Origin of the sequence: Vibrio sp. vnigr-6D03 (genome assembly GCF_002835515.1) — a bacterium.
GTDB classification, from domain to species: Bacteria; Pseudomonadota; Gammaproteobacteria; order Enterobacterales; family Vibrionaceae; genus Vibrio; species Vibrio penaeicida.
This window is the reverse complement of the sequence record NZ_PIZL01000019.1, coordinates 143,493-167,412: the sequence shown is the minus strand read 5'-3', so window position 1 is coordinate 167,412 and position 23,920 is coordinate 143,493. Positions and strand designations below refer to the sequence as shown.

At 43.4% G+C, this 23,920-nt stretch carries 20 protein-coding genes and 2 tRNA genes; 17 read left to right on the top strand and 5 right to left on the bottom strand.

Going from position 1 to position 23,920, the window contains the following annotated elements:
- Positions 1-48: 48 nt before the first annotated feature.
- Positions 49-1,341, bottom strand: a complete 1,293-nt coding sequence (locus CW749_RS15935; protein ID WP_101113256.1) for a peptidoglycan DD-metalloendopeptidase family protein — start codon at positions 1,339-1,341, stop codon at positions 49-51.
- A gap of 130 nt (positions 1,342-1,471) precedes the next feature.
- On the opposite strand from CW749_RS15935, the gene tyrS reads away from it, so the two are divergent.
- Positions 1,472-2,659 carry a tyrosine--tRNA ligase gene (tyrS, locus tag CW749_RS15930; RefSeq protein WP_101113255.1) on the top strand — a complete coding sequence of 396 codons (1,188 nt, stop codon included), beginning with the start codon at positions 1,472-1,474 and terminating at the stop codon, positions 2,657-2,659.
- Between the two features lie 47 nt (positions 2,660-2,706).
- Here the strand turns inward: tyrS and CW749_RS15925 are convergent, their stop codons facing one another.
- Positions 2,707-3,117, bottom strand: coding sequence for a YbaN family protein (locus CW749_RS15925; protein ID WP_101113254.1), 411 nt, complete (start codon positions 3,115-3,117; stop codon positions 2,707-2,709).
- Positions 3,118-3,603: 486 nt separating this feature from the next.
- Here CW749_RS15925 and CW749_RS15920 point away from each other — a divergent pair, with 486 nt between their 5' ends.
- Positions 3,604-4,431 carry a magnesium transporter gene (locus CW749_RS15920; protein ID WP_101113253.1) on the top strand — a complete coding sequence of 276 codons (828 nt, stop codon included), beginning with the start codon at positions 3,604-3,606 and terminating at the stop codon, positions 4,429-4,431.
- Here CW749_RS15920 and dacB read toward each other — a convergent pair.
- Complete coding sequence (dacB, locus tag CW749_RS15915) at positions 4,397-5,800, bottom strand: serine-type D-Ala-D-Ala carboxypeptidase (protein WP_101113252.1); 1,404 nt, start codon at positions 5,798-5,800, stop codon at positions 4,397-4,399. The two genes, CW749_RS15920 and dacB, sit on opposite strands and share 35 nt — an antisense overlap.
- Before the next feature lie 109 nt (positions 5,801-5,909).
- Positions 5,910-6,929, bottom strand: a complete 1,020-nt coding sequence (locus CW749_RS15910; RefSeq protein ID WP_101113251.1) for a porin — start codon at positions 6,927-6,929, stop codon at positions 5,910-5,912.
- Positions 6,930-7,460: 531 nt separating this feature from the next.
- Between CW749_RS15910 and greA the strand changes: the two genes are divergently transcribed.
- Positions 7,461-7,934: a transcription elongation factor GreA gene (gene greA / locus CW749_RS15905; protein WP_101113250.1), complete on the top strand. Its 474-nt coding sequence runs from the start codon at positions 7,461-7,463 to the stop codon at positions 7,932-7,934.
- 116 nt (positions 7,935-8,050) lie between these two features.
- On the opposite strand, the gene yhbY is transcribed toward greA, so the two are convergent.
- Positions 8,051-8,347: a ribosome assembly RNA-binding protein YhbY gene (gene yhbY, locus CW749_RS15900; RefSeq protein WP_101113426.1), complete on the bottom strand. Its 297-nt coding sequence runs from the start codon at positions 8,345-8,347 to the stop codon at positions 8,051-8,053.
- 123 nt (positions 8,348-8,470) lie between these two features.
- Between yhbY and rlmE the strand changes: the two genes are divergently transcribed.
- The 14 genes from rlmE (at position 8,471) to pnp (ending at position 23,730) form a co-directional block, all read left to right on the top strand.
- The gene (gene rlmE, locus CW749_RS15895) at positions 8,471-9,100 is read left to right on the top strand and encodes a 23S rRNA (uridine(2552)-2'-O)-methyltransferase RlmE (protein ID WP_101113249.1); all 630 of its coding nucleotides are present in this window, start codon (positions 8,471-8,473) and stop codon (positions 9,098-9,100) included.
- Between the two features lie 105 nt (positions 9,101-9,205).
- Entirely contained in the window at positions 9,206-11,149 is a 1,944-nt protein-coding gene (gene ftsH, locus CW749_RS15890) for an ATP-dependent zinc metalloprotease FtsH (RefSeq protein ID WP_101113248.1), read from the top strand.
- 58 nt (positions 11,150-11,207) lie between these two features.
- Positions 11,208-12,038, top strand: a complete 831-nt coding sequence (folP, locus tag CW749_RS15885; protein ID WP_101113247.1) for a dihydropteroate synthase — start codon at positions 11,208-11,210, stop codon at positions 12,036-12,038.
- Positions 12,039-12,053: 15 nt separating this feature from the next.
- Positions 12,054-13,394 carry a phosphoglucosamine mutase gene (glmM, locus tag CW749_RS15880; protein WP_101113246.1) on the top strand — a complete coding sequence of 447 codons (1,341 nt, stop codon included), beginning with the start codon at positions 12,054-12,056 and terminating at the stop codon, positions 13,392-13,394.
- Between the two features lie 267 nt (positions 13,395-13,661).
- On the top strand, positions 13,662-14,006 hold the full coding sequence (gene secG, locus CW749_RS15875) for a preprotein translocase subunit SecG (protein ID WP_101113245.1): 345 nt from the start codon (positions 13,662-13,664) through the stop codon (positions 14,004-14,006).
- 9 nt (positions 14,007-14,015) lie between these two features.
- A tRNA-Leu gene (locus tag CW749_RS15870) sits at positions 14,016-14,099 on the top strand.
- A 56-nt stretch (positions 14,100-14,155) separates the two neighbouring features.
- Positions 14,156-14,232: transfer RNA gene (locus CW749_RS15865), tRNA-Met, on the top strand.
- Positions 14,233-14,466: 234 nt separating this feature from the next.
- Positions 14,467-14,922, top strand: coding sequence for a ribosome maturation factor RimP (rimP, locus tag CW749_RS15860; RefSeq protein ID WP_101113425.1), 456 nt, complete (start codon positions 14,467-14,469; stop codon positions 14,920-14,922).
- An 18-nt stretch (positions 14,923-14,940) separates the two neighbouring features.
- The gene (gene nusA / locus CW749_RS15855) at positions 14,941-16,428 is read left to right on the top strand and encodes a transcription termination factor NusA (RefSeq protein ID WP_101113244.1); all 1,488 of its coding nucleotides are present in this window, start codon (positions 14,941-14,943) and stop codon (positions 16,426-16,428) included.
- A gap of 21 nt (positions 16,429-16,449) precedes the next feature.
- Positions 16,450-19,158 (top strand): translation initiation factor IF-2, encoded by a 2,709-nt coding sequence (gene infB, locus CW749_RS15850; RefSeq protein ID WP_101113243.1) that lies wholly within the window; start codon positions 16,450-16,452, stop codon positions 19,156-19,158.
- A gap of 98 nt (positions 19,159-19,256) precedes the next feature.
- Entirely contained in the window at positions 19,257-19,652 is a 396-nt protein-coding gene (rbfA, locus tag CW749_RS15845) for a 30S ribosome-binding factor RbfA (protein ID WP_101113242.1), read from the top strand.
- Complete coding sequence (gene truB, locus CW749_RS15840) at positions 19,652-20,605, top strand: tRNA pseudouridine(55) synthase TruB (protein ID WP_101113241.1); 954 nt, start codon at positions 19,652-19,654, stop codon at positions 20,603-20,605. The genes rbfA and truB overlap by 1 nt, the downstream gene beginning before the upstream one ends.
- 461 nt (positions 20,606-21,066) lie before the next feature.
- Positions 21,067-21,336 carry a 30S ribosomal protein S15 gene (rpsO, locus tag CW749_RS15830; protein WP_101113239.1) on the top strand — a complete coding sequence of 90 codons (270 nt, stop codon included), beginning with the start codon at positions 21,067-21,069 and terminating at the stop codon, positions 21,334-21,336.
- Positions 21,337-21,606: 270 nt separating this feature from the next.
- The gene (pnp, locus tag CW749_RS15825; RefSeq protein WP_101113238.1) at positions 21,607-23,730 is read left to right on the top strand and encodes a polyribonucleotide nucleotidyltransferase; all 2,124 of its coding nucleotides are present in this window, start codon (positions 21,607-21,609) and stop codon (positions 23,728-23,730) included.
- Positions 23,731-23,920: the final 190 nt, after the last annotated feature.

Below are 23,920 nucleotides of genomic sequence, written 5' to 3'. Positions count from 1 at the left end.
GTATCACTAAGCTGGCGTTTTTGTTTGGATGTGAAAATACAGCGAACGCTAACTTTCTTGGGGTTGCAGAAGCACTTTGTATTTATCAAGTTGCTCTAGACGAAGCTTGGAGTTGGCAATAAATGTTTGCTTCGCTTTCCCTTTTAACGATTTGGACTCAGGAAGCTTAACCGTCCGAGGGTTTTTGTGTACACCATTAACCAAAAATTCGTAGTGAAGGTGCGCTCCAGTGACTCTTCCGGTGCTACCCAAAGTGCCAACGGTTTGTCCCTGTTTTACTCTTTGCCCTGTTTTTACTCTACGCTTTTTCATGTGTAGATATTTAGTTATGTACGTGTTGCTGTGGCGAATAAAGACATAATTGCCATTAAACTTGTTGTAGCCAGACTTCTCAACAATACCGTCTCCAGCCGCCCAGATAGGTGTACCAACAGGTGCAACATAGTCGGTTCCTCTGTGCGCGCGTACTTTGCCCGTCACAGGGTGTAGCCGTCGTGGGTTGAAATTAGAGCTGACATAACGGAAGTTGATTGGAGAACGAAGGAACGCTTTTTTCATTGCGCGTCCATCTTGATCGTAATAGTTACCCGTTTTTCTATCACGAATCGCTTTGAATGTGTCACCTTGGTTGGTAAAGATGGCGGCAATGATATTACCTCGTCCAATCTTTTCACCTTCGACAACTTTTTCTTCGTACAGCACCTGAAAGTTATCGCCTTTTCGAATATCCAGAGCGAAGTCTATATCCCAGCCAAATATCCCAGCCAGCTCCATAATCTGATTTGCATTTAAACCGGCGGTAACGCCTGCGTTCCAAAAGTTCGACGTAATTTCAGCTTCGGCATAATTGTATTGTATGTCGACTTCTTTCTTACTTAGCTGGGAGGTATACCCATCTTCAGACCGAGTAATACTGAATGTTTCAAAGGCATTTAACTGACGATTCAAATGAATCAGCTCATTATTCTCATCAAAGCCAAATTTTAACGTATCTCCTGGGCGCAAACGTGATAGCTGTCTGTTGATTTCTTTGTTGCTGCTAATCAAGTTATGTAGAAGACGAGGAGATAACCCTATGCGACTAAATAGGACAGCAGCGCTTTCACCTGAACGTACTTTATGGGTTTCCCAGCGAATCAGAGAAAGGGTTTTGGGCTCGTAGCTTGGGCTTAAGTTCGCACCATCAATGGGGATTGGATAGGCTTTGCCCACTTCCAAACTTTGAGTCTTGGGTTTGAGCTCACTGGCGTCTGGAAGAAGAAACACAGCGATGATGACAATCGCAGAAAAGAAGGCAATCCATACTCGGTGCAACGGAGAAAGACGTGCGAATTTAGACATCGGAATCCATTTATTGGGTTAATGATATAAAAAAGACAATTACTGAGTCTAACTGGTTTCAAAACTGAGTGCTATTCAAGTAAGATGGCGGAATATCAAATTTTTGCCAAATCTGTGGGAGTGAACAAGAATGGCGAGTATTGAAGCAGCACTGGCGGAAATTAAGCGCGGTGTCGAAGAGCTTATTCCAGAAGAAGAATTAATTGAAAAGTTAAAGGAAGGTCGCCCTTTACGTATTAAGCTAGGTGCCGATCCTACTGCACCAGACATCCATCTCGGTCATACCGTTATTTTTAATAAGTTGCGTGCATTTCAGGATTTAGGTCATGAAGTGACGTTCCTTATTGGTGATTTTACCGCAATGGTTGGTGATCCAACGGGTAAAAATAACACTCGCCCACCTCTTAGCCGTGAAGATGTTCTTCGCAACGCAGAAACGTATAAAGAGCAAGTGTTTAAAATTCTCGATCCAGCAAAAACCAAGATCCAATTTAACTCAGAGTGGTTATCGGAGTTGGGTGCTGAAGGTATGATCCGTTTAGCTGCGAATCAAACCGTTGCGCGTATGTTAGAGCGTGACGATTTTAAGAAGCGTTATGCTGGTGGCCAAGCTATTGCGATTCACGAATTTATGTATCCACTGCTTCAAGGCTGGGATTCAGTCGCAATGGAAACGGATGTAGAGCTGGGCGGTACAGACCAGAAGTTTAACCTCCTAATGGGACGCGAACTGCAAAAGTCGAATGGTCAAAAACCACAAGCTGTTTTGATGATGCCTTTATTGGTGGGTTTGGACGGTGAGAAGAAAATGTCCAAATCAGCGAATAACTACATTGGTATCAGTGAAGCGCCAAGTGAAATGTTCGGTAAAATCATGTCGATTTCTGATGATTTGATGTGGAGTTACTATGAGTTGTTGTCATTCCGCCCATTAGGCGAAGTTGAGCAATTCAAGAATGATATCGCAAACGGTAAAAATCCACGTGATATCAAAATACTACTGGCTAAAGAAATTATTGCTCGCTTCCACTCCGAAGCGGATGCTGACGCAGCTGAGCAAGAATTCATTAACCGTTTCCAGAAAGGTGCAATGCCTGAGGAGATGCCTGAATTTGAATTTGATGCTGGGTTGCCAATTACGAACTTGCTGAAGGATGCTGGGCTAGTTAATTCAACATCAGATGCGATGCGAATGATTAAGCAAGGCGCCGCCAAAATAGACGGCGAGAAAGTTGCAGACAACAAACTTGTCCCTGAAGTTGGCACTGCTGTTTACCAAGTGGGTAAACGCAAATTTGCACGAGTGACAATTAAGTAGAAATAACTGCTTTGAAAAAGCCCTGATTTATCAGGGCTTTTTTTATATTAGAGATCGTTGGGAGTATAGCTTTTAAATCGAGCGATAAACCAAGTTTCAAATACAAGTAAAGAGATAACGCCATATTGCCAATGGGTTCCCCATGCAAGCCAATACAAGACCGCTCCCATAGATAACCAGATAACCACTAGTGATTGGATTTTTTCTGATTTTGTTAACCCTTGCTTGTTCTTTAACCGTCTTGAAATAGGTCCTAAATACTTATTTTGAAGCAACCAATTTTGAAATTTCTCAGATGTTGCTCCAAAGCAATAAAGCGAGACGAGCAAAAATGGAACGGTGGGAAGCAACGGAATAAATACCCCGATAAAAGCGAGCACAACCGTAAGCCACCCTAGAGCGATGAGGAAAAGGCGCTTTCCGTTTGAGATTGGCGTATCTGTGTGCACTTTTTCCATGTGAATCCAATTTGTGTGTATAAAAAGCCTTGTCTATATGGTGGAAGTATAGACCAATTAATATGTTGATTGTCATTCTAATTTTGATGTTAATGAGAATCAATATCAAAACGGTGTGCTGTTGCTCAATTGGTTGTTAGGATCTTATTAGTGCGACCAATTAGTTAGCATTTATGTTGATTTTTAAGGAATTAAAGTTCCTTTTATGCCATTCGAATTTTTAGGGGGCATGGTAAAATCCTCGTGCTGCAATTGTGCAGTAGATAGGAGTTTATCATGAGTAATGCCGACAATCCTCCCAGTAGTCGAGGAGAAAAATAGCTGCATGATCCTGAAATGACTCTCTATCGATTTCAAACTTCTATTTATCTCCCTTCTGCAAGAGCAAGACTTCCCTTTACAGGTAACTGAATTCCGGAAGTATGTTGGTTGTTCATGAAATTTACTGTCTCTAGGCAATAGATACCGCTAATCGGGAGATTCGCAATGACAATCATAAAAAGTAAATTATATTCTGAAGAAGAAACAAATACGGTATTCACAGTATTTAAGCAATATGACCATGAACATCAGCTTTACTTACTTTCAATTATGCCACTGGAAGAAGTAACAGTGATTCTCATGCATTACTCAGTAAGGGAAGTTCAGCACTTTATCAAGCAACTTGAAAAGTGTGGTCATGATTTACGTGCACGGCAGTGCGCAATCCGGCTTGGCTTCATTCATTCTGAAGCTGAAACCGCACAAGGGTATATGTCTACCAATGTGTTTGAACACTTTAAACAGCGTGTTGGGTGGATAATTGGATTAGCGCTGCTAGGAATAGTTTCAGGGCTCATTATTGCTCAATATGAGGATACACTAAGCCAATTAGTATTATTGGCAATTTATATGCCGGTCATCGCTGCAGCTGGAGGAAATACAGGAACTCAAGCTGCAACACTTGTCATTCGTGCACTCGCGACAGGAGAAATAAGAAAAAGGCAGTGGCTACAGGTACTTTGGAAAGAAAGCCGCGTGTCCCTCTTGTTAGCAATGGTGGTCGCGGTAGTGATTGTAGCCAGAATCATGCTATTTAGCGGAAATGTGAATACTTCGAACTTTGAATTGGAATTGATCGCTGTAGCTGTTGCTGTCGCTCTGTTTATTCAAGTCACCATTTCTACAACGTTAGGTGGTGTGTTGCCTATTTTAGCGCGAGCTTGTCGACTGGACCCCGCAGTTTTAGTGAGCCCAGTATTGGCGTCTATTGTCGATATATCAGGTATTTGGATCTATTTTACCGTAGTGAATCATTTTCTAGGCTTGAGTTAACCAAGTCGCGATAAAATTGTTTCTCAAAATTAAAAATAGGGGCGATAACCTTTGGGGCGTCGTCCTTTTTTATAGGGTGATAGTCAGTAACGAATTGAACAAACAGCGATGTTGGTTTGTTTTTTTCATCCAAAACATACCCAGCCATATTGTAGCTGCCGTACAGTGACCCACTTTTTGCGGTTATCCGACCGGCTATAGGTTTTGTCCTCATGCTTTTTCGATATTTAAGTGTGCCAGATTGTCCGGAAACAGGAAGTAGCTCAATTAAACCCAGCTCGGCATTATGTTTCCAAACGTATTTAAGCACTTTTTCCATATCAGAGCTTGTTAAGCGGTTATTCCGTGAAAGTCCAGAACCATCTTCCAACTGCGTATGCTCTAAATTGATGCCTGCTCGTGTATAAAGAATTTGTTTAATGGCTTCAGTACCGTTCGAGAAACTCCCTGGCTGGTGATAAAAACGAGCCCCCATCGTTTTGGTTAAGTTGTCAGCAATTAAGTTGTCTGACTTACTCAACATTATCTTGAGTAACTCTGGGAGTGCTTGGGATTGATGTGTAGCAACAATGATCCCTTTTTTAGTTTCATTTTTACTTGAGATCGAGCCTGTTACGCTGATGCCATTTTTAGCTAAGATGCGCTGGATAATGGCAGATACGTAAAGATAGGTATCTTGCACCGCAAATTTTAGCGGCAGTGGCTTATCTCTCTCCTGCATGCACCCTGATAGGTGGTACTGATTTCCCTCAGAGGTTATCAGCTCTAACTGGCATCGTTTGGATTTCACTGTCACCTTATTCAAGCTAAGAGCATCGGTTGTGACATCGATGGGCTGGTGGCTTGGGACAAATACCGATGTTGCTTGATTGGATTGAGACGAAATCGATGCTTGTACACAGTTATTGTCCAACGTTATCGCGCTGGCTGGAGCACTATAGCAGACGCCTAAAATGTCCCAAGGCCAGCCTACTGCTCGTTCATACCCTCTGAAAGCACTATTGTCTAGGATAACGTTGTTAACAGAGGTTATACCTTGTTGCGTAAGCCGCTGAGTAAGAGCTGTTAAATGTTCGGTTCTTAACTCAGGGTCGCCACTAAAGCGAATAACGAGGTTTTGTTCAACTATTTCAAAATGCGTTTCGAAGCGAAAATCATTGCCTAGTTCTAATTTTGCAGCCAGAGCAGTCAGAATTTTTAGAGTGCTTGCTGGAGGAAAAAACTGTTCGCTGTTTTCCTTTAATACATAGTCTCCGAAGCTGTTTGACACCAAAAGAGTGTGCCTAGAACCGTATGGGAGTGAATCCACAGGGGCATATGCTAAAGATTGGAAACTGATGAGAAAAAACAGGAATATTAGTGTTCGCATAATATGGGGTCAAAGATGCATATCGGTTTTCAGTGTAGCAAATAATCAGCAAAAAAAAACGTCCACCCTAAGGTGGACGCTCTATCATTCAATTCAGCTAAAAGCGGAATTAGAAGTCGTAACGTAGACCAAGAACTGCTTCGTTTTGTGCGCTTAGCTTGCCAACTTTGTCTGAATCTAGCAGGTTAAAGTTGTAAGAAACGTACGAACGGAAGTTGTTGTTGAAGTAGTAAGTTGCATCTACAGCGATGTTGTCTTTTTCTACTTCTGATTCTGAGTTTGCTGCATTTGATTTGTCGTTCAAACGGTTATAAGTCGTTGTGAACTTAGCTTGACCCATTGTGTAAGCTGCTGCTAGTTCGTAACCGTCGCCTTTTGAACCGTTGTTCGCGCCATCTTCTTGGTTGTCGATGTTTGTGTAAAGACCAGCTACGTAAAACGCATCAAATTCGTAAGATGCACCTAGCATGAATTCTTTAACAGACTTGGTCGCAGATTCGTCTTGAGCAGCGTAAGCAGCTGTTAAACGTGCGCCAGTGTCACCGATTGAGTAGATACCAGAAAGAGCGTAACCGCTGTTATTATCTTTCTCGTTTTTATCTGTAGTTGTGTTAGCCGTAGCTGAACCAATGGTGTAGTTAGCACGAGCTTCGAAATCACCGAAAGTACCAGCGTACGCGATTGAGCGATCTGGACGGTCTGCAGCGTTTACTTTAGGTGCTGCAGTGTTACCGTGGTAAGCCATGATATCTGTGAAGTCAGTAACCGCTTGTAGAGAACCTTTTACAGTACCCATTGTTACTTCACCAAAGTTACCGCCAATACCAGCAAACACGTAACGGTGCTCTATTGTATCTTGAGTAGAACCGTTGTGACCGCTTTCGTTGTATGCCTTGAACTCACCTTCGTAGAAGCCTAGACCGTATAGCTCGTCAGTGATCTGAGTTTTACCTAAGAAGTTTAGACGTACGCGAGATTTGTCTTCTACTTTGTTATCTTTAAGAGAAAGACGAGCTTCAACACGACCACCCATTTCAAGAGAAGCGTTGTCGTTTTTCGCGATTTCAGCAGCAGTAGCGCCAGTGCTAGCAGCCGCAGCTACAGCTAGAGCAATTAGATTTTTGTTCATTGCTTTCTAAGTCCTAGTTTTAGTCCGTAAATATAAGCAGGTAGGTTATTTTCCTGCCCACTTAGGGATGCGAGTAACATCATGCAGATATCTGTGTGATTTAATTCGCATTTATAAGGTGAGGAATTTGTACCCTTAAAGTTCAGGTAGCCGTTAGTAAAATGATATAAAATCAAATAATGAACATTGTTTTTTTAGGTTTTTGTTAGCTTGTTTTTCTTTGAAAACATGGTGTTGTGATTTTTTTTATTTTTTTCATTAAATGATTTTTTTATATTTTTTTATATGAATTATGTTTGGTTTGTTGGGGATTTATAATTGTGGTGATTAGGTGAGGTTGGAGAAATCCGTCAATTTAAGGTTTTGTGACTCACAACTTTTGAAGTACGTGACCTTGTGAAAAAGTTTGATTACACTATTTAAAAGTGAACCATTTGCCCCGCCTCATACTCGCAACTTGAGTAGGAGAGGGGTTTTGTTGTCTGAAGATTCTGGCAAATACACTAAGTCAGATATCTGTTGAGGTATAAGATGGAAAAAGTTCCAATGACTGCTCGTGGTGAGCAGAAACTACGCGAAGAACTGGAAACGTTGATGAAACGTCGTCCATTGATTTCTGAAGCAATTGCAGAAGCTCGTGAGCTAGGCGATCTAAAAGAAAACGCAGAGTATCATGCGGCTCGTGAAGAGCAGGGCATATGTGAAGCTCAGATTCGTGATATTGAATACAAGCTCTCGGTTGCGCAGGTTATTGATGTGACCAAGATGGAAAATACTGGCAAAGTGATTTTTGGTACAACAGTAACCTTGGTGGACATTGATACAGACCAAGAAAGCACATACCAAATTGTCGGCGATGATGAAGCAGAGATTAAAGCAGGAAAGATTTCTGTTAGCTCTCCGATTGCCCGTGGTCTAATTGGTAAAGTAGAAGGTGATGAAGTTACCATTACTACGCCAGGTGGCATCAAAGACTACGACATCGCAAAAGTTGAATACTTATAGAAAGATAGTGATTGAACCTTGCTTTTAAGGGAATAAAACATCTTAGAAAATAAAAAAGGTCGCCAATGCGACCTTTTTTAATTGAAGCAACAAGTTGATGCTTCAAGGGCAATCTGTTATTTACGAGGAATCTCGATTTTGCGTTCCTCAGACTGACGGTACAGAACCAGTACTTTACCAATGGTTTGTACTTTTTCAGCTTTAGTCTCACGTACAATAGCGTCAATAATCAGAACTTTTGTTTCTCTGTCTTCAGAGGCAACTTTAACTTTGATTAGCTCGTGGTGGTCTAGAGCCAGTTCAATTTCAGCAAGTACGGCTTCGGTCAATCCATTGGCACCCATAAGTACCACAGGTTTTAAACTGTGAGCTAGGCCTTTCAAATACTGCTTTTGTTTGGTGCTTAGGTTCATTGTGCGCCCAATTTTCTTTAATATAAGGGTTGAAAACCGCCATTTTAACGCCATCTATCCCTGAAGACTATAATTTCTACCATACTTATTTGGTGGATGGTCATCCAAGCAATTAGGAATCGAATGAGTAAACAGAAACACTCAGCTAGCTCAGGTCGCTGGTTGAAAGAACATTTCGATGATAAATACGTAAATGAAGCAAAGAAGAAAGGTTATCGTTCACGTGCTATCTTCAAAATTGAAGAAATTCAAGGCAAAGATAAGCTATTGAAACCCGGAATGACCGTTGTCGATCTTGGTGCTGCACCCGGTGGTTGGTCTCAATACGCCGCTAAGCACGTAGGACAAGAAGGACAGGTCATAGCTTGTGACATTTTACCTATGGATTCGATCGCTGGCGTTGCCTTTTTGCAAGGTGATTTCCGTGAAGACGCTGTTCTAGAAGCACTTTTAGAGCGAATTCAACCAGATATGGTTGATGTTGTTATGTCTGATATGGCACCAAATATGGCTGGTAATCTTTCGGTAGATCAACCTAGAGCCATGTATTTGGTGGAACTGGCGTTGGATATGTGTCGACAAGTTCTGGCTCCAAGTGGTAGTTTCGTTGTTAAGGTATTTCAGGGCGAAGGCTTTGATCAATACGTTAAAGATGTGCGAGACATGTTTAAGACCGTAAAAATAAGAAAGCCAGACTCTTCAAGAGCTCGCTCAAGAGAAGTCTATATTGTAGCGACTGGTTACAAAGGCTAGCTTACGTTTACAAAGAGCAATTTAACACTATAGCTACAGCGTATAAACTGTAGTACCCTACCTTTAATTACAATTAGTTATCGAGAGGCTGACACCTTGAGTGACATGGCAAAAAATTTAATTTTGTGGCTAGTAATCGCCGTAGTCTTGATGTCGGTTTTCCAGAGCTTCGGCCCTGGGGAAAATAGCGGCAGAACAGTGGATTACACCACATTTGTACAGGAAGTTGGCCAAGGCCAGATTCGAGAAGCTCAATTCAAAGACAGAGAAATCACTTACTACCGTCGTGATAACACTCGCTATGTGACTTACATGCCTGTGTACGACAGTAAGTTGCTTGATGATTTGATTAACAAGAATGTGAAAGTAGTCGGTACTCCGCCAGAAGAGCAGAGCTTACTGGGTACTATTTTCATTTCTTGGTTCCCAATGATCTTATTGATTGGTGTGTGGATTTTCTTCATGCGTCAAATGCAAGGCGGTGGCGGTAAAGGTGCCATGTCTTTCGGTAAGAGCAAAGCTCGTATGATGAGCGAAGAACAAATCAAAACAACGTTTGCTGATGTTGCTGGCTGTGATGAAGCAAAAGAAGATGTTAGAGAGTTGGTTGATTACTTACGTGACCCAAGTCGCTTCCAAAAGCTCGGTGGTAAGATCCCTACCGGTGTTTTGATGGTTGGTCCTCCGGGTACGGGTAAAACTTTGCTTGCTAAAGCTATTGCTGGTGAAGCAAAAGTACCGTTCTTTACAATATCAGGTTCTGACTTCGTCGAAATGTTCGTTGGTGTTGGTGCATCTCGTGTACGTGACATGTTTGAGCAAGCGAAGAAAGCCGCGCCTTGTATCATCTTCATTGATGAAATCGATGCTGTAGGTCGCCAACGTGGTGCTGGTGTAGGTGGTGGTCATGATGAACGTGAGCAAACATTGAACCAAATGCTGGTTGAAATGGATGGCTTTGAAGGTAACGAAGGTATTATTGTTATCGCAGCAACTAACCGTCCGGACGTTCTTGACCCTGCACTTCTTCGTCCTGGTCGTTTTGACCGTCAGGTTGTTGTTGGTCTTCCAGATGTTCGTGGTCGTGAACAAATCCTTAAAGTTCACATGCGTAAAGTGCCGCTTGCTGGTGACGTTGAGCCATCTTTGATTGCTCGTGGTACACCTGGTTTCTCTGGTGCAGACTTAGCGAACCTAGTTAATGAAGCTGCCCTATTCGCCGCTCGTGGAAACAAACACAACGTATCAATGGTTGAGTTTGAACTTGCTAAAGACAAAATCATGATGGGTGCGGAGCGCCGCTCAATGGTTATGTCTGAAGACATTAAAGAATCCACTGCGTATCACGAAGCGGGTCACGCCATTGTTGGTCGTTTGGTTCCTGAGCACGATCCAGTATATAAAGTGTCTATCATTCCACGTGGTCGTGCGTTGGGTGTCACTATGTACTTACCAGAAAGTGATCGTGTGAGTATGTCTCGTCAGCATCTAGAGTCGATGATCTCAAGCTTATATGGTGGTCGTTTAGCCGAAGAGCTTATCTACGGTTCTGATAAAGTATCAACTGGTGCGTCAAACGATATTGAACGTGCAACAGACATTGCTCGTAAAATGGTCACTCAATGGGGCTTCTCAGACAAACTTGGTCCTTTGCTTTATGCAGAAGATGAAGGCGAGGTGTTCCTTGGTCGTAGTGTGACTCAAACTAAACATGTTTCTGACGATACGGCAAAACTTATCGACGACGAAGTTCGCAGTATTATTGACCGTAACTATGATCGTGCCAAAGTCATTCTTGAAGCGAACATGGACATTATGCATTCAATGAAAGATGCATTAATGAAATATGAAACGATTGACGCAGGACAAATAGACGACTTGATGGAGCGAAAGGAAGATGTTCGTGAACCAGCAGGTTGGGGTGATCAAACTCGTGCTCAAGAAGAGTCAAACAACGAAAAGAAAGCACAGCCAAATAAAGAAGAAAAAGATGAAGAAGAAAAACCTTCAGCTCCTTCTGATGAAAGTGCCGACAAAAACGTTGAGTAAAAAATAGTTAAATACAAACCCCGAGGAAACTCGGGGTTTTTCTGTTTCTAGAGTAGTCATGTTTATACGATCCAATAGTAAAGAACTCGATTTAAGCAGCCCCCATATAATGGGGATATTGAACGTAACCCCCGACTCATTTTCAGATGGTGGTCAGTTCAATCGTATTGATGATGCTTTAAGCCAAGCACGTTCAATGATATCGGCAGGTGCAACGATCATTGATATTGGTGGAGAATCAACGCGACCAGGTGCTCCAGACGTTACGTTAGAAGAAGAACTTGAACGTGTTATCCCTGTTATAAAAGCATTAAGAGCAGAATCTGATGTATGGATATCTATTGATACCAGCAAAGCGGAGGTTATGAGACAAGCTACTTCAGCGGGAGCTGATATCATCAACGACGTGAGAGCACTTCAGGAGCCCGGTGCTTTGCAAGCTGCAGCTCAAGCTAATGTGCCAATATGTCTCATGCATATGCAGGGGCAACCTAGAACCATGCAAGAAAACCCTACATATCAAGATCTCTTGAAAGATGTTGAGGCATTTCTAGCAGAGCGTGTTTCTGCTTGTGAAAATGCAGGGATAGAGCGTGGACAATTGATTTTAGACCCAGGGTTTGGATTCGGTAAAACGATTGAACACAATTACCACATATTGGCAAATCTAGAGCGGTTCCATCGCTTTGAGTTACCTATCCTTGCTGGGATGTCTCGTAAATCAATGATATTTAAGCTCTTGGATAAAGAACCGAAAGAATGCCTGATCGGCAGTGTTACATGTGCAAGCGTCTCCGCACTGAAAGGTGCTCAGATCATACGTGTTCATGATGTGGTCGAAACGGTTGAAGCGATAAAAATTATCAATACAATCAGTACAAACCAATAAAAATTATTAGGAAATATTATGTCTAAAAGGCGTTATTTTGGTACGGACGGTGTTCGTGGGAAGGTAGGACAATACCCAATCACTCCCGATTTTGTATTAAAGCTTGGCTGGGCTGCTGGTCGCGTACTTGCAAAGCAAGGGACAAAAAAAGTTATTATCGGCAAAGATACACGTATTTCTGGGTATATGTTGGAATCTGCGCTTGAAGCTGGTCTTGCAGCTGCAGGGCTAAAGGCGACATTCACAGGTCCAATGCCGACTCCTGCTGTCGCTTACTTGACACAAACATTCCGCGCTGAAGCTGGCATTGTAATTTCCGCATCCCACAATCCTTACTATGACAATGGCATCAAATTCTTCTCATCTGAGGGAACAAAGTTACCAGATGATATCGAATTAGCGATTGAAGCTGAGTTAGACAAAGACATTGAATGTGTTGAGTCAGCACTGCTCGGTAAAGCATCACGACTCGATGACGCCGCAGGTCGATACATTGAATTTTGTAAGAGCACATTCCCTAATGAATTGAGTTTAGCTGGGCAGAAGATCGTTGTGGATTGCGCACATGGTGCCACTTACCACATTGCTCCTAGCGTTTTTAAGGAGCTCGGCGCAGAAGTCATTGCAATGGGTATCGAGCCCAACGGTACGAACATTAATGATGAAGTGGGTGCAACGGATGTTCGAGCGTTGCAAAAGCGAGTGATTGAGGAGCAAGCAAATCTTGGATTAGCTTTTGATGGCGATGGTGATCGCATCATCATGGTTGATGAGCTTGGAAACAAGGTTGATGGTGATCAGATTGCTTACATCATTGCGCGAGATGCACTCCGTCGGGGCGAACTAAAAGGTGGCGTAGTCGGTACATTGATGACGAACCTTGGCATGGAAAATGGGCTCAAACAACTGGGTATTCCATTTGTACGGGCAGCCGTTGGTGACCGCTATGTAATGGAGCAACTGTTGGCGAAAGGCTGGAAAATCGGTGCAGAAAACTCTGGGCATGTGATTTTGTTGGACAAAGTTACAACAGGTGATGCAATCGTCGCTGCATTGCAAGTGTTGGCATCTGTTGTTGATAGCGAAATGACTTTGAATGAGCTTTCTCAAGGTATGACACTATATCCTCAAGTGTTAGAGAATGTTCGATTCAGTGGAGATTCAAATCCTCTTGAAGCTCAAGCTGTAAAAGATGCAGTGGTTGAGGTTGAGTCCAAATTGGGTGAAAAAGGTCGAGTGCTTTTGAGAAAGTCCGGCACAGAACCTCTTCTTCGTATCATGGTTGAGGGTGAAAATGCCGAGCTTGTACAGAAATCGGCACTTGAGATAGCAGAAGCGGTAAAAGCGAGCTGTTGATCTCAACAATATACAAGCCAAAGTTTTGCTTTGGCTTGATGACTCTAAATTAGGTTTGTGTTTTTGGTTAAGCTTCTTTTTTTAGCGCTTTGCTAATATTTTGACCACTTAAGCCCTAAGCTTTACAATTTAGTGAATTTTTACTTGTCAGCGTAAAAGGCATTCGATAGTATTGCTCCGCCTTCGAAAGGGAGGTGCGCTAGCTTTGTCTCTGTGCTTATTCAGTACGACGGCGCTGGCTCAACAATTTGGAACATAGGTGGAAGAATGTTTACAGTTCTACTTGTGATTTACCTGTTGGCAGCGGTTGGTGTTATTGGCCTAGTGTTGATTCAACAAGGTAAAGGCGCAGACATGGGAGCTTCGTTCGGAGCTGGCGGTTCAAACACAGTGTTTGGCGCGAGTGGCTCAGGAAATTTCCTAACCCGAACAACTGCAGTTTTTGCGGTAGTATTTTTTATCGTTAGTTTAGTTCTTGGTCGTATGTCTACAAACAGCGGCGAAACAGAAAGTATTCTAGCGAACCCAAGCCAGGCTGCATCATCTATTGAGCAACCGGCTGATGTAACGAGTGAAATTCCAGCCGGAAGCGGCGACGAAATTCCTCAGTAAAGAATTTATGCCGAGATGGTGAAATTGGTAGACACGCTAGCATGAGGTGCTAGTGCCTTTGGTGTGAGGGTTCGAGTCCCTCTCTCGGCACCATAAGTTCTGCAAACTTGTAAATTACTGCCTTGGGCGTATAATGCTCAGCAGTCGGACGCGGGGTGGAGCAGCTTGGTAGCTCGTCGGGCTCATAACCCGAAGGTCGTCGGTTCAAATCCGGCCCCCGCAACCAATTTCTAGCAAGTGATGTTGCTAAAGTTGGAAGCAAGTTTGAGCGGTTTTACCTAACCGCAAACTGAACAAAATAATGTTCAGTTATATCAGGGTCCAGCAACAAAAACCCCGACTAATCGGGGTTTTTTGTTATTTGTATTTTGTACTGTGCAAAATATGAGTAATGCTCGGCTATTTGATAGGGCTATTAGCCCTTTTTTTGTTTCTAGAGTGGTTATCTAAGGGTGATTTCATGACGGGTTTGGAAAGACAACTAACAGAAATGCTGGACGCGCCAGTGGCAGCATCTGGTTATGAGTTAGTTGGATTGGAGTTCATCCGTGCTGGTGAGCATTCAACATTGCGTATTTATATTGATCACGAGAACGGCATCAATGTAGATGACTGTGCAGAGGTAAGTCATCAGGTTAGCGCAGTGCTCGATGTTGAAGATCCTATTTCTGTCGCTTATAACCTTGAAGTATCTTCACCTGGTTTAGAAAGACCACTTTTTAAAGCAGAACACTATCAGCAATTTATAGGTCACGAGGTCAGCCTTGTCTTGAAAATGGCTATGGGCAACCGTCGTAAGTGGAAAGGTGTGATCGAAAGCGTTGAAGGCGAAACGATCACAATCACAGTGGACAATGCGAAAGAAGAGTTTGCACTAAGCAACATTTCCAAAGCTAACCTGAACCCTAAGTTTTAAGTCTTAAGAGGCTAGAGAATGAACAGAGAAATTTTAGCGGTAGTAGAAGCTGTTTCTAATGAGAAAGCGGTTCCTCGTGAGCGTATTTTTGAAGCTCTAGAAATCGCATTAGCTACGGCAACTAAAAAGAAATACGAGATTGAAATTGATGTTCGTGTTGCGATTGATCGCAAGACGGGTAATTTCGACACTTACCGCCGTTGGTTGGTTGTGGAAGAAGTAGAAAGCCCAACTAAAGAAATTTCACTGGAAGCAGCACAGTACGATGACGAAGAAATGGAACTGGGTAGCTTTGTAGAAGATGATATTGAGTCAGTAACATTCGACCGTATTACCACCCAAACCGCTAAGCAAGTTATTGTACAAAAAGTACGCGAAGCTGAACGTGCACAAATCGTTGAGCAGTTCATTGATAACGAAGGTGACCTGATCACTGGTGCGGTTAAAAAAGTGAACCGTGAAACCGTTGTTCTCGACCTAGGCAACAATGCTGAAGCCGTCATTTTACGTGATGACCAACTTCCTCGTGAAAATTTCCGTCCAGGTGACCGTGTTCGTGGTCTTCTGTACAAAGTTGCTCCTGAAGCGCGTGGCTTCCAACTGTTTGTCACTCGCTCTAAGCCTGAAATGCTATCTGAACTCTTCCGAGTGGAAGTGCCAGAGATTGCTGAAGAGCTAATCGAACTGAAAGGCGCAGCTCGAGATCCGGGTTCACGCGCAAAAATTGCAGTGAAAACAAACGACAGACGTATTGACCCAGTTGGTGCTTGTGTAGGTATGCGTGGTGCACGTGTACAAGCAGTATCAGGTGAGTTAGGTGGTGAGCGCATCGATATCGTGCTTTGGGACGATAACCCAGCTCAATTTGTTATCAATGCAATGGCGCCAGCAGATGTGGCTTCCATCATTGTAGATGAAGACGCACACGCAATGGATATTGCAGTTGAAGCCGATAACTTGGCTCAAGCCATCGGTCGTAACGGTCAAAATGTACGTTTAGCATCTCAGCTTTCTGGTTGGGAACTGAACGTTATGACAGTGGAAGACCTTGAAAAGAAACACCAAGAAGAATCTGGTGCGGCTATCGAAAACTTTATGAAGTACCTCGATATCGAACAAGATTTTGCAGAAATGCTCGTTGAAGAAGGTTTCTCAACGCTAGAAGAAGTGGCTTATGTGCCAGTGAACGAACTTCTGGAAGTTGATGGTCTAAACGAAGAGCTTGTAGAAGAATTGCGCCAACGTGCAAAAGATGCCCTAACTACGATCGCCTTGGCGAAAGAAGAGTCATACGATGGTCTTGAGCCAGCGGAAGACCTACTTGCACTAGAAGGTTTAGAGCGCGAAATGGCGTTTAAACTTGCAGCGAAAGGCGTCGTAACACTTGAAGATTTAGCCGACCAGGGTACTGATGAGCTTGAAGGCATTGAAGACCTAACGGAAGAGCGTGCTGGTGAGCTAATTATGGCTGCACGTAACATCTGTTGGTTTGGCGACGAAGAATAAATTCAGCAAGGAGGAAGTGGCATGACAGAATTAACGGTTAAAGCACTGAGTGATGAGATTGGTACGCCAGTTGACCGCTTGATTGAGCAACTTGCTGATGCTGGAATGAAAAAAACGGGCGTAGACACCGTTTCCGACGATGAGAAGCAAAAGCTTCTTACTCATTTGAAAAAAGAGCATGGTGATACCTCAGGAGATTCTGAGCCAACTCGCTTAACTCTCCAGCGTAAAACTCGCAGTACTCTAAGTGTGAATGCGGGTGGCGGTAAGAGTAAAAATGTTCAAGTAGAGGTGCGCAAAAAGCGCACGTACGTAAAACGCAGTGCAATCGATGAAGAAGCTAAGCGAGAAGCTGAGGAAGCAGCTAAACGTGAAGCTGAAGAGCTAGCGAAGCGTGAAGCGGAAGAGCTAGCTAAACGTGAAGCTGCAGAGAAAGCACAACGCGAAGCGGATGAAAAAGCAAAACGAGAAGCTGAGGAAGCAGCTAAACGTGACGCTGAAGATAAAGCAAAGCGCGTACAAGCTGATAAGGCTAAGAAAGACATGAACACAAAGAGTGCGGAAGTAAGTTCGCAAGCAAAAAAAGAAGCTGATGAGCTAAAACGCCGTCAGGAAGAAGAAGCACAACGTAAAGCAGAAACTGAAGCGGCGAAGCTAGTTGAAGAAGCTCGCAAATTGGCTGAAGAAAATGCAGCACGTTGGTCTGAAGCAGAGAAGAAAGAAAAAAAGGTGATGGAAGAAGGCGACTATCACGTTACAACTTCTACTTTTGCTCGTGAAGCAGAAGATGCAGCTGACCAAAGCGAAGAGAAGGCCCCTCGTCGTCGTAAGAAGAAGTCTTCTGCGAACAATGATGACAAAGGTGGCAACAATCGTAATGGCAACCGTAACCAACGTGGTCGCGGTGGTAGGAAAGGCAAACTTGCTAAACCTACTTCAATGCAGCATGGCTTCGATAAGAGTGCATCCGTTGCGAAATCTGATGTTGTAGTTGGAGAGACAATTGTTCTTTCTGAGCTGGCAAACAAGATGTCAGTTAAAGCGACTGAAGTTATTAAAGTGATGATGAAGATGGGTGCTATGGCAACCATCAACCAGGTAATTGACCAAGAAACTGCTCAGCTTGTTGCTGAGGAAATGGGTCACAAAGTTATCCTGCGTAAAGAAAATGAATTGGAAGAAGCAGTACTGTCTGATCGTGATAACAGTGCTGAATCTGTACCACGTGCTCCGGTGGTTACTATCATGGGTCACGTTGACCACGGTAAAACATCTACACTGGATTACATCCGTAAAGCACACGTTGCTTCCGGTGAAGCAGGTGGTATTACCCAGCACATTGGTGCTTACCATGTAGAAACTGACAACGGCATGATCACCTTCTTGGATACTCCAGGACACGCAGCGTTTACGGCTATGCGTGCACGTGGTGCTCAGGCAACGGATATCGTTGTTCTTGTTGTTGCGGCAGACGATGGTGTAATGCCTCAAACAATCGAAGCAATCCAGCACGCTAAAGCGGCAGGTGTACCTTTGATTGTTGCTGTAAACAAGATCGATAAAGAAGACGCAAACCCAGATAACGTTAAAAACGAACTGGCTCAATACGATGTTATTCCTGAAGAGTGGGGCGGTGAGAACATGTTTGTTCACATCTCTGCAAAACAAGGTACTAACATTGAAGGTCTTCTAGAGACGATTCTTCTTCAGTCTGAAGTTCTTGAACTAACAGCTGTTGAAGAAGGCATGGCATCTGGTGTGGTTGTAGAATCTCGCTTAGATAAAGGTCGTGGTCCTGTTGCTACTGTACTGGTTCAATCGGGTACATTGAACAAAGGCGATATCGTTCTTTGTGGTCAAGAGTACGGTCGAGTTCGTGCTATGCGCGACGAGAATGGACACGAAATTACAACTGCTGGTCCTTCTATTCCTGTTGAGATTCTTGGTCTGTCTGGCGTTCCTGCTTCTGGTGATGAAGCAACAGTTGTACGTGATGAGCGTAAAGCGCGTGAAGTAGCGAATTACCGTCAAGGTAAATTCCGTGAAGTGAAACTTGCTCGTCAGCAGAAAGCGAAACTAGAAAACATGTTTGCGAACATGTCTGCTGGTGAAGTTGCTGAGCTTAACGTTGTGCTTAAAGCTGACGTACAGGGTTCTGTTGAAGCTATCGCTGATTCACTACGTAAACTGTCTACAGAAGAGGTTAAGGTCAACATCGTTGGTTCTGGTGTTGGTGGTATTACTGAAACTGATGCAGTACTAGCAGCGGCTTCTAACGCTATCATTCTAGGCTTTAACGTACGTGCTGATGCTTCTGCTCGCCGTACTGTTGAAACTGAAAACCTAGACCTTCGTTACTACTCAATCATCTACCAATTGATTGACGAAGTAAAACAAGCAATGGGTGGTATGCTTGCTCCAGAATTCAAGCAAGAGATCATTGGTCTTGCTGAAGTACGTGACGTGTTTAAGTCGCCGAAACTGGGTGCAATCGCTGGTTGTATGGTTACTGAAGGTCTTATTAAGCGCAACAACCCAATCCGCGTTCTTCGTGAAAACGTCGTTATCTATGAAGGTGAGCTAGAATCTCTACGCCGCTTCAAAGACGACGTTCAAGAAGTTAAGAACGGCTATGAATGTGGTATCGGTGTTAAGAACTACAACGACGTTCGCGTAGGCGACCAGATCGAAGTATTCGAAATTGTTGAAGTGAAGCGTACTCTAGACTAATAGACAAAATTGCCTTGTTTATTTAGATAAACGGCAAAGGTTGTTGAATACACCATGGGGGGCGTTTGCCCCCCATTCTTTCTATAGTGAGAAAAGAAATGTCAAAAGAATTTAGCCGCACGCAGCGCGTGTCGCAGCAACTACAAAAAGAGTTAGCGCTGATTCTTCAGCGTGAAGTTCGTGACTCTCGTATCGGAATGGTGACCATTTCTGATGTTGAGGTTTCTCGTGATCTCGCCTATGCAAAAGTATTTGTGACTTTCCTATGTGTAGGTGAGCAAACACCAGAAGATAGCCTTGCTGCACTAAAAGAGCATGAAGTTCAGATTCGAATGATGCTTGGTAAGCGTATTCGCTTACGTTTAACTCCTGAAGTACGATTCACCTATGACAATACACTTGTTGAAGGTATGCGTATGTCTAATTTAGTGAGTGATGTCGTCAGCAAAGACCAGCAGAAAAAACAAGATGCAGGTCGAGGAGACGAAGAGTAATGGGGCGCCGTCGTAAAGGTCGTCCGGTTAACGGCGTTGTACTACTTGATAAGCCAACGGGTATTTCCTCTAACGATGCATTACAGAAAGTAAAGCGTATTTACTTCGCTGAAAAAGCGGGTCATACCGGTGCTTTAGATCCATTGGCAACGGGCATGTTGCCTATCTGTTTGGGTGAAGCGACTAAGTTTTCTCAGTTTCTTCTTGATTCTGATAAGCGATATGTTGTCATTGCTAAGCTTGGCGAGCGTACTAATACATCAGACTCAGATGGCGAAGTCGTTGAAACTCGTGATGTGAACGTGACGAAAGAACAGCTCTTAGAATGTATAGAGAAGTTCAAAGGTACAACGGATCAAATCCCTTCTATGTTTTCTGCCTTGAAGTATCAAGGTCGTCCACTCTACGAATATGCGCGCGAAGGTATTGACGTTCCGCGGGAATCTCGCAAGATTACGGTTTATTCTATTCAATTACTTCGCTTTGAAGGTGATGAAGTTGAAATGGAGATCCACTGTTCAAAAGGAACCTACATCCGCACTATCACTGATGATTTAGGTGAAATGTTGGATTGTGGTGCGCATGTTACTTACCTTCGTCGTACTGGGGTTGCGAACTACCCATACGATCGCATGGTCACTTTAGAGCAGCTGAATGAGCTGCTAGAACATGCTAATGATCAGGGGTTACCTCCTAAAGATTTGTTAGATGCTTTGTTGCTTCCGATGGATACAGCGGTTGAGGATTTGCCAGAAGTTAATTTAAATGCTGAATTGACTGATATGGTTCAACATGGGCAACCTGTACAAGTCTTTGGTGCACCCGTTGAAGGCACTGTAAGAATGACGAGTGGCGATGAGAAGCTCTTTATTGGCGTCGGTGAAATTGATGATAACGGTAAAGTTGCTCCAAAACGTCTAGTTGTTTTTCGTGATGAAGAACATTCTGCGTGAGCGAAATGTAATTGAGAAAGTTCAACAGACACAAGGGTCTGTTGATCTTTCGAGATATTTTTTGCAGCAATTTGTGGGTGATTTATACAAGGCAGAGCTTATTCGGTGTAGTCGCTCGACATCAATGAGCGATAACGCAGTAGAAATAAGCCACAAATGCTGCCCGAAGGGTTCGTTTCTATGCCTTTTACTCTTTGTTGCAAGGTATTTGCTTAGAATAGCTAGGCTACACACCTTGCGCCGCGATTAAAATGCATAGAAGTCGAACAAAATTTAACCGCGAAAGTTCAACAGACCCTAAAGTAAACCGAGGCATTCCTGCGTAATGTAGAGTGTTTCGGTTTTGTTTTTAGAGTGCTTGTGTTTACTCATTACACCCCGTATAATTCGCGCTTCGCGTGTCGGCTGAATCAGAGATTGGCTGGCACAGTTTTATACTTAACTCTTATTAGGAGAGAAATATGTCTCTGAATGCAGAAACTAAAGCAGCAATCGTTGCTGATTACGCACAATCTGAAGGCGACACAGGTTCACCAGAAGTACAAGTAGCTCTACTGACTGCTTCTATCAACCACCTACAAGGTCACTTCAAATCGCATAAGCAAGACCACCACAGCCGTCGCGGTCTGCTACGTATGGTTTCTCGTCGTCGTAAGCTTCTAGACTACCTTAAAGGTAAAAACCTAGAGCGTTACCAAGACCTAATCAAACGTCTAGGCCTACGTCGCTAAGATCAGTTTGTTTGAAAAAGGAGCTTCGGCTCCTTTTTTTACGCCTATTGTTTGGGGATAAGACATTTCCGATTAAGTAGTTTATACTACTGCGGATTTGGCTTTTGCCAGTCACACAAAGCAGCTTTACAGTCACCGATGTCGACCATAAAGGTCGCGACTAATGAAAGGAATCTTCCTTAGGTTACTTTCATTAGTCGCGATTGGTAAGGCGCTGTTGTGTTTAATCTAAGACAACATCTTTGAAATTTTCAAAGTTAAGGAAATTACGTGAATCCAATCGTAAAAACGTTTCAGTACGGCAACCACACCGTAACTATTGAAACAGGTGTAGTTGCGCGTCAAGCAACGGCAGCTGTTATGGTTAATATGGACGATACAGCAGTATTCGTATCTGTTGTTGGTAAAAAAGAAGCGGTAGAAGGTCAAGATTTCTTCCCGCTAACAGTAAACTACCAAGAGCGTACTTATGCAGCAGGTAAAATCCCTGGTGGTTTCTTCAAGCGTGAAGGTCGTCCTTCTGAAGGTGAAACGCTAACGGCTCGTCTAATCGACCGTCCTATTCGTCCTCTATTCCCAGATGCGTTCAAAAACGAAGTTCAGGTTATTGCGACAGTAATGTCTGTAAACCCAGACGTTCAGCCAGATATGGTAACAATGATCGGTACTTCAGCAGCTCTTGCTATCTCAGGTATTCCGTTTAACGGTCCTATCGGTGCAGCACGTGTTGGTCATATCGATGGTCAATTGGTACTAAACCCAAGCAACACAGAGCTAGAAAACTCTAAGCTTGACCTAGTTGTAGCTGGTACTGACAACGCAGTACTTATGGTTGAATCTGAGGCAGATAACCTAACTGAAGAAGAAATGCTTTCTGCAGTTGTGTTCGGTCACGATCAACAGCAAGTTGTTATCAATGCGATTAAAGAGTTTGCTGCTGAAGTGGCTACTCCAGCATGGGAGTGGGAAGCACCTGCAGTAAACACTGAGCTTAAAGCTCGCGTTGCTGAACTAGCAGAAGCTCGCCTATCAGAAGCTTACCAAATCACTGAAAAAATGGCTCGCTACGAGCAAGTTGGCGTTATTAAAAACGACGTTGTTGAAGCATTGCTTGGACAAGATGAAGAGCTTGATGAGCGTGAAATCCGTGGCATGCTTGGTTCTCTAGAGAAGAATGTTGTACGTGGTCGCATCATTGCAGGTAACCCACGTATTGATGGTCGTGAGAAAGACATGGTTCGTGCACTGGATGTACGTACTGGTATCCTTCCTCGTACACACGGTTCTTCACTGTTTACTCGTGGTGAAACTCAGGCGATCGTTACTGCTACACTAGGTACGCAGCGTGATGCTCAAATCATTGATGAACTAACAGGTGAGCGTAAAGATCACTTCTTGCTACACTACAACTTCCCTCCTTACTGTGTAGGTGAAACTGGTTTTGTTGGTTCTCCTAAGCGTCGTGAAATCGGTCACGGTAAATTGGCTAAACGTGGTATTGCTGCAGTAATGCCATCAGTAGAAGAGTTCCCATACACAGTACGTGTAGTATCTGAAATCACTGAGTCAAACGGTTCGTCTTCAATGGCGTCTGTATGTGGTACATCTCTAGCACTTATGGATGCGGGTGTTCCAATTAAAGCTTCTGTTGCGGGTATCGCGATGGGTCTTGTGAAAGAAGGCGACGATTTCGTTGTTCTTTCTGACATCCTTGGCGACGAAGATCACCTAGGTGATATGGACTTTAAAGTAGCAGGTACTAATGAAGGTATCACTGCGCTTCAAATGGACATTAAAATCGAAGGTATCACAAAAGAAATCATGCAAATCGCGCTTAACCAAGCACAAGGCGCGCGTAAGCACATCTTGTCTGTAATGGACGAAGCGATTTCTGGTGCTCGTGATGATATTTCTGAGTTTGCTCCTCGTATTCATACGATGAAGATCAGCTCTGATAAGATCAAAGACGTTATCGGTAAAGGTGGTGCAGTAATCCGTGCTCTAACTGAAGAAACGGGTACAACTATCGAAATCGAAGATGATGGCACAATCAAGATCGCTGCGACCGAAGGTACTGCTGCGAAAGAAGCGATTCGCCGTATCGAAGAAATTACAGCAGAAGTTGAAGTCGGCACTATCTACACTGGTAAAGTAACTCGCATCGTTGATTTTGGTGCATTCGTTGCTGTTCTAGGTGGTAAAGAAGGCTTAGTACACATTTCTCAAATCGCTGATAAGCGCATCGAGAAAGTGGCTGATCATCTATCTGAAGGTCAAGAAGTTCAAGTTAAAGTTCTTGAAATTGACCGTCAGAACCGCATTCGTCTAAGTATGAAAGAAGCGGTTGAAAAGACTGAAGAAGCAGCATCAAATGAGCAACCAAGCGCGGAATAACGTGTGAGGCATACGCATTTGAGATAAAGCGTGTTATAAAGGGGAGCTGAGGCTCCCCTTTTTGTTTTTGGGTCCAGGAAAAAAGCTTCATTTCCTGACAATGCCACAATATATATTTCTGTCTATACAGCTACTATAACGACAACCTTGGACTGAAGCTAAATAAGGAGAAACAGTTTGGCGAAATGGT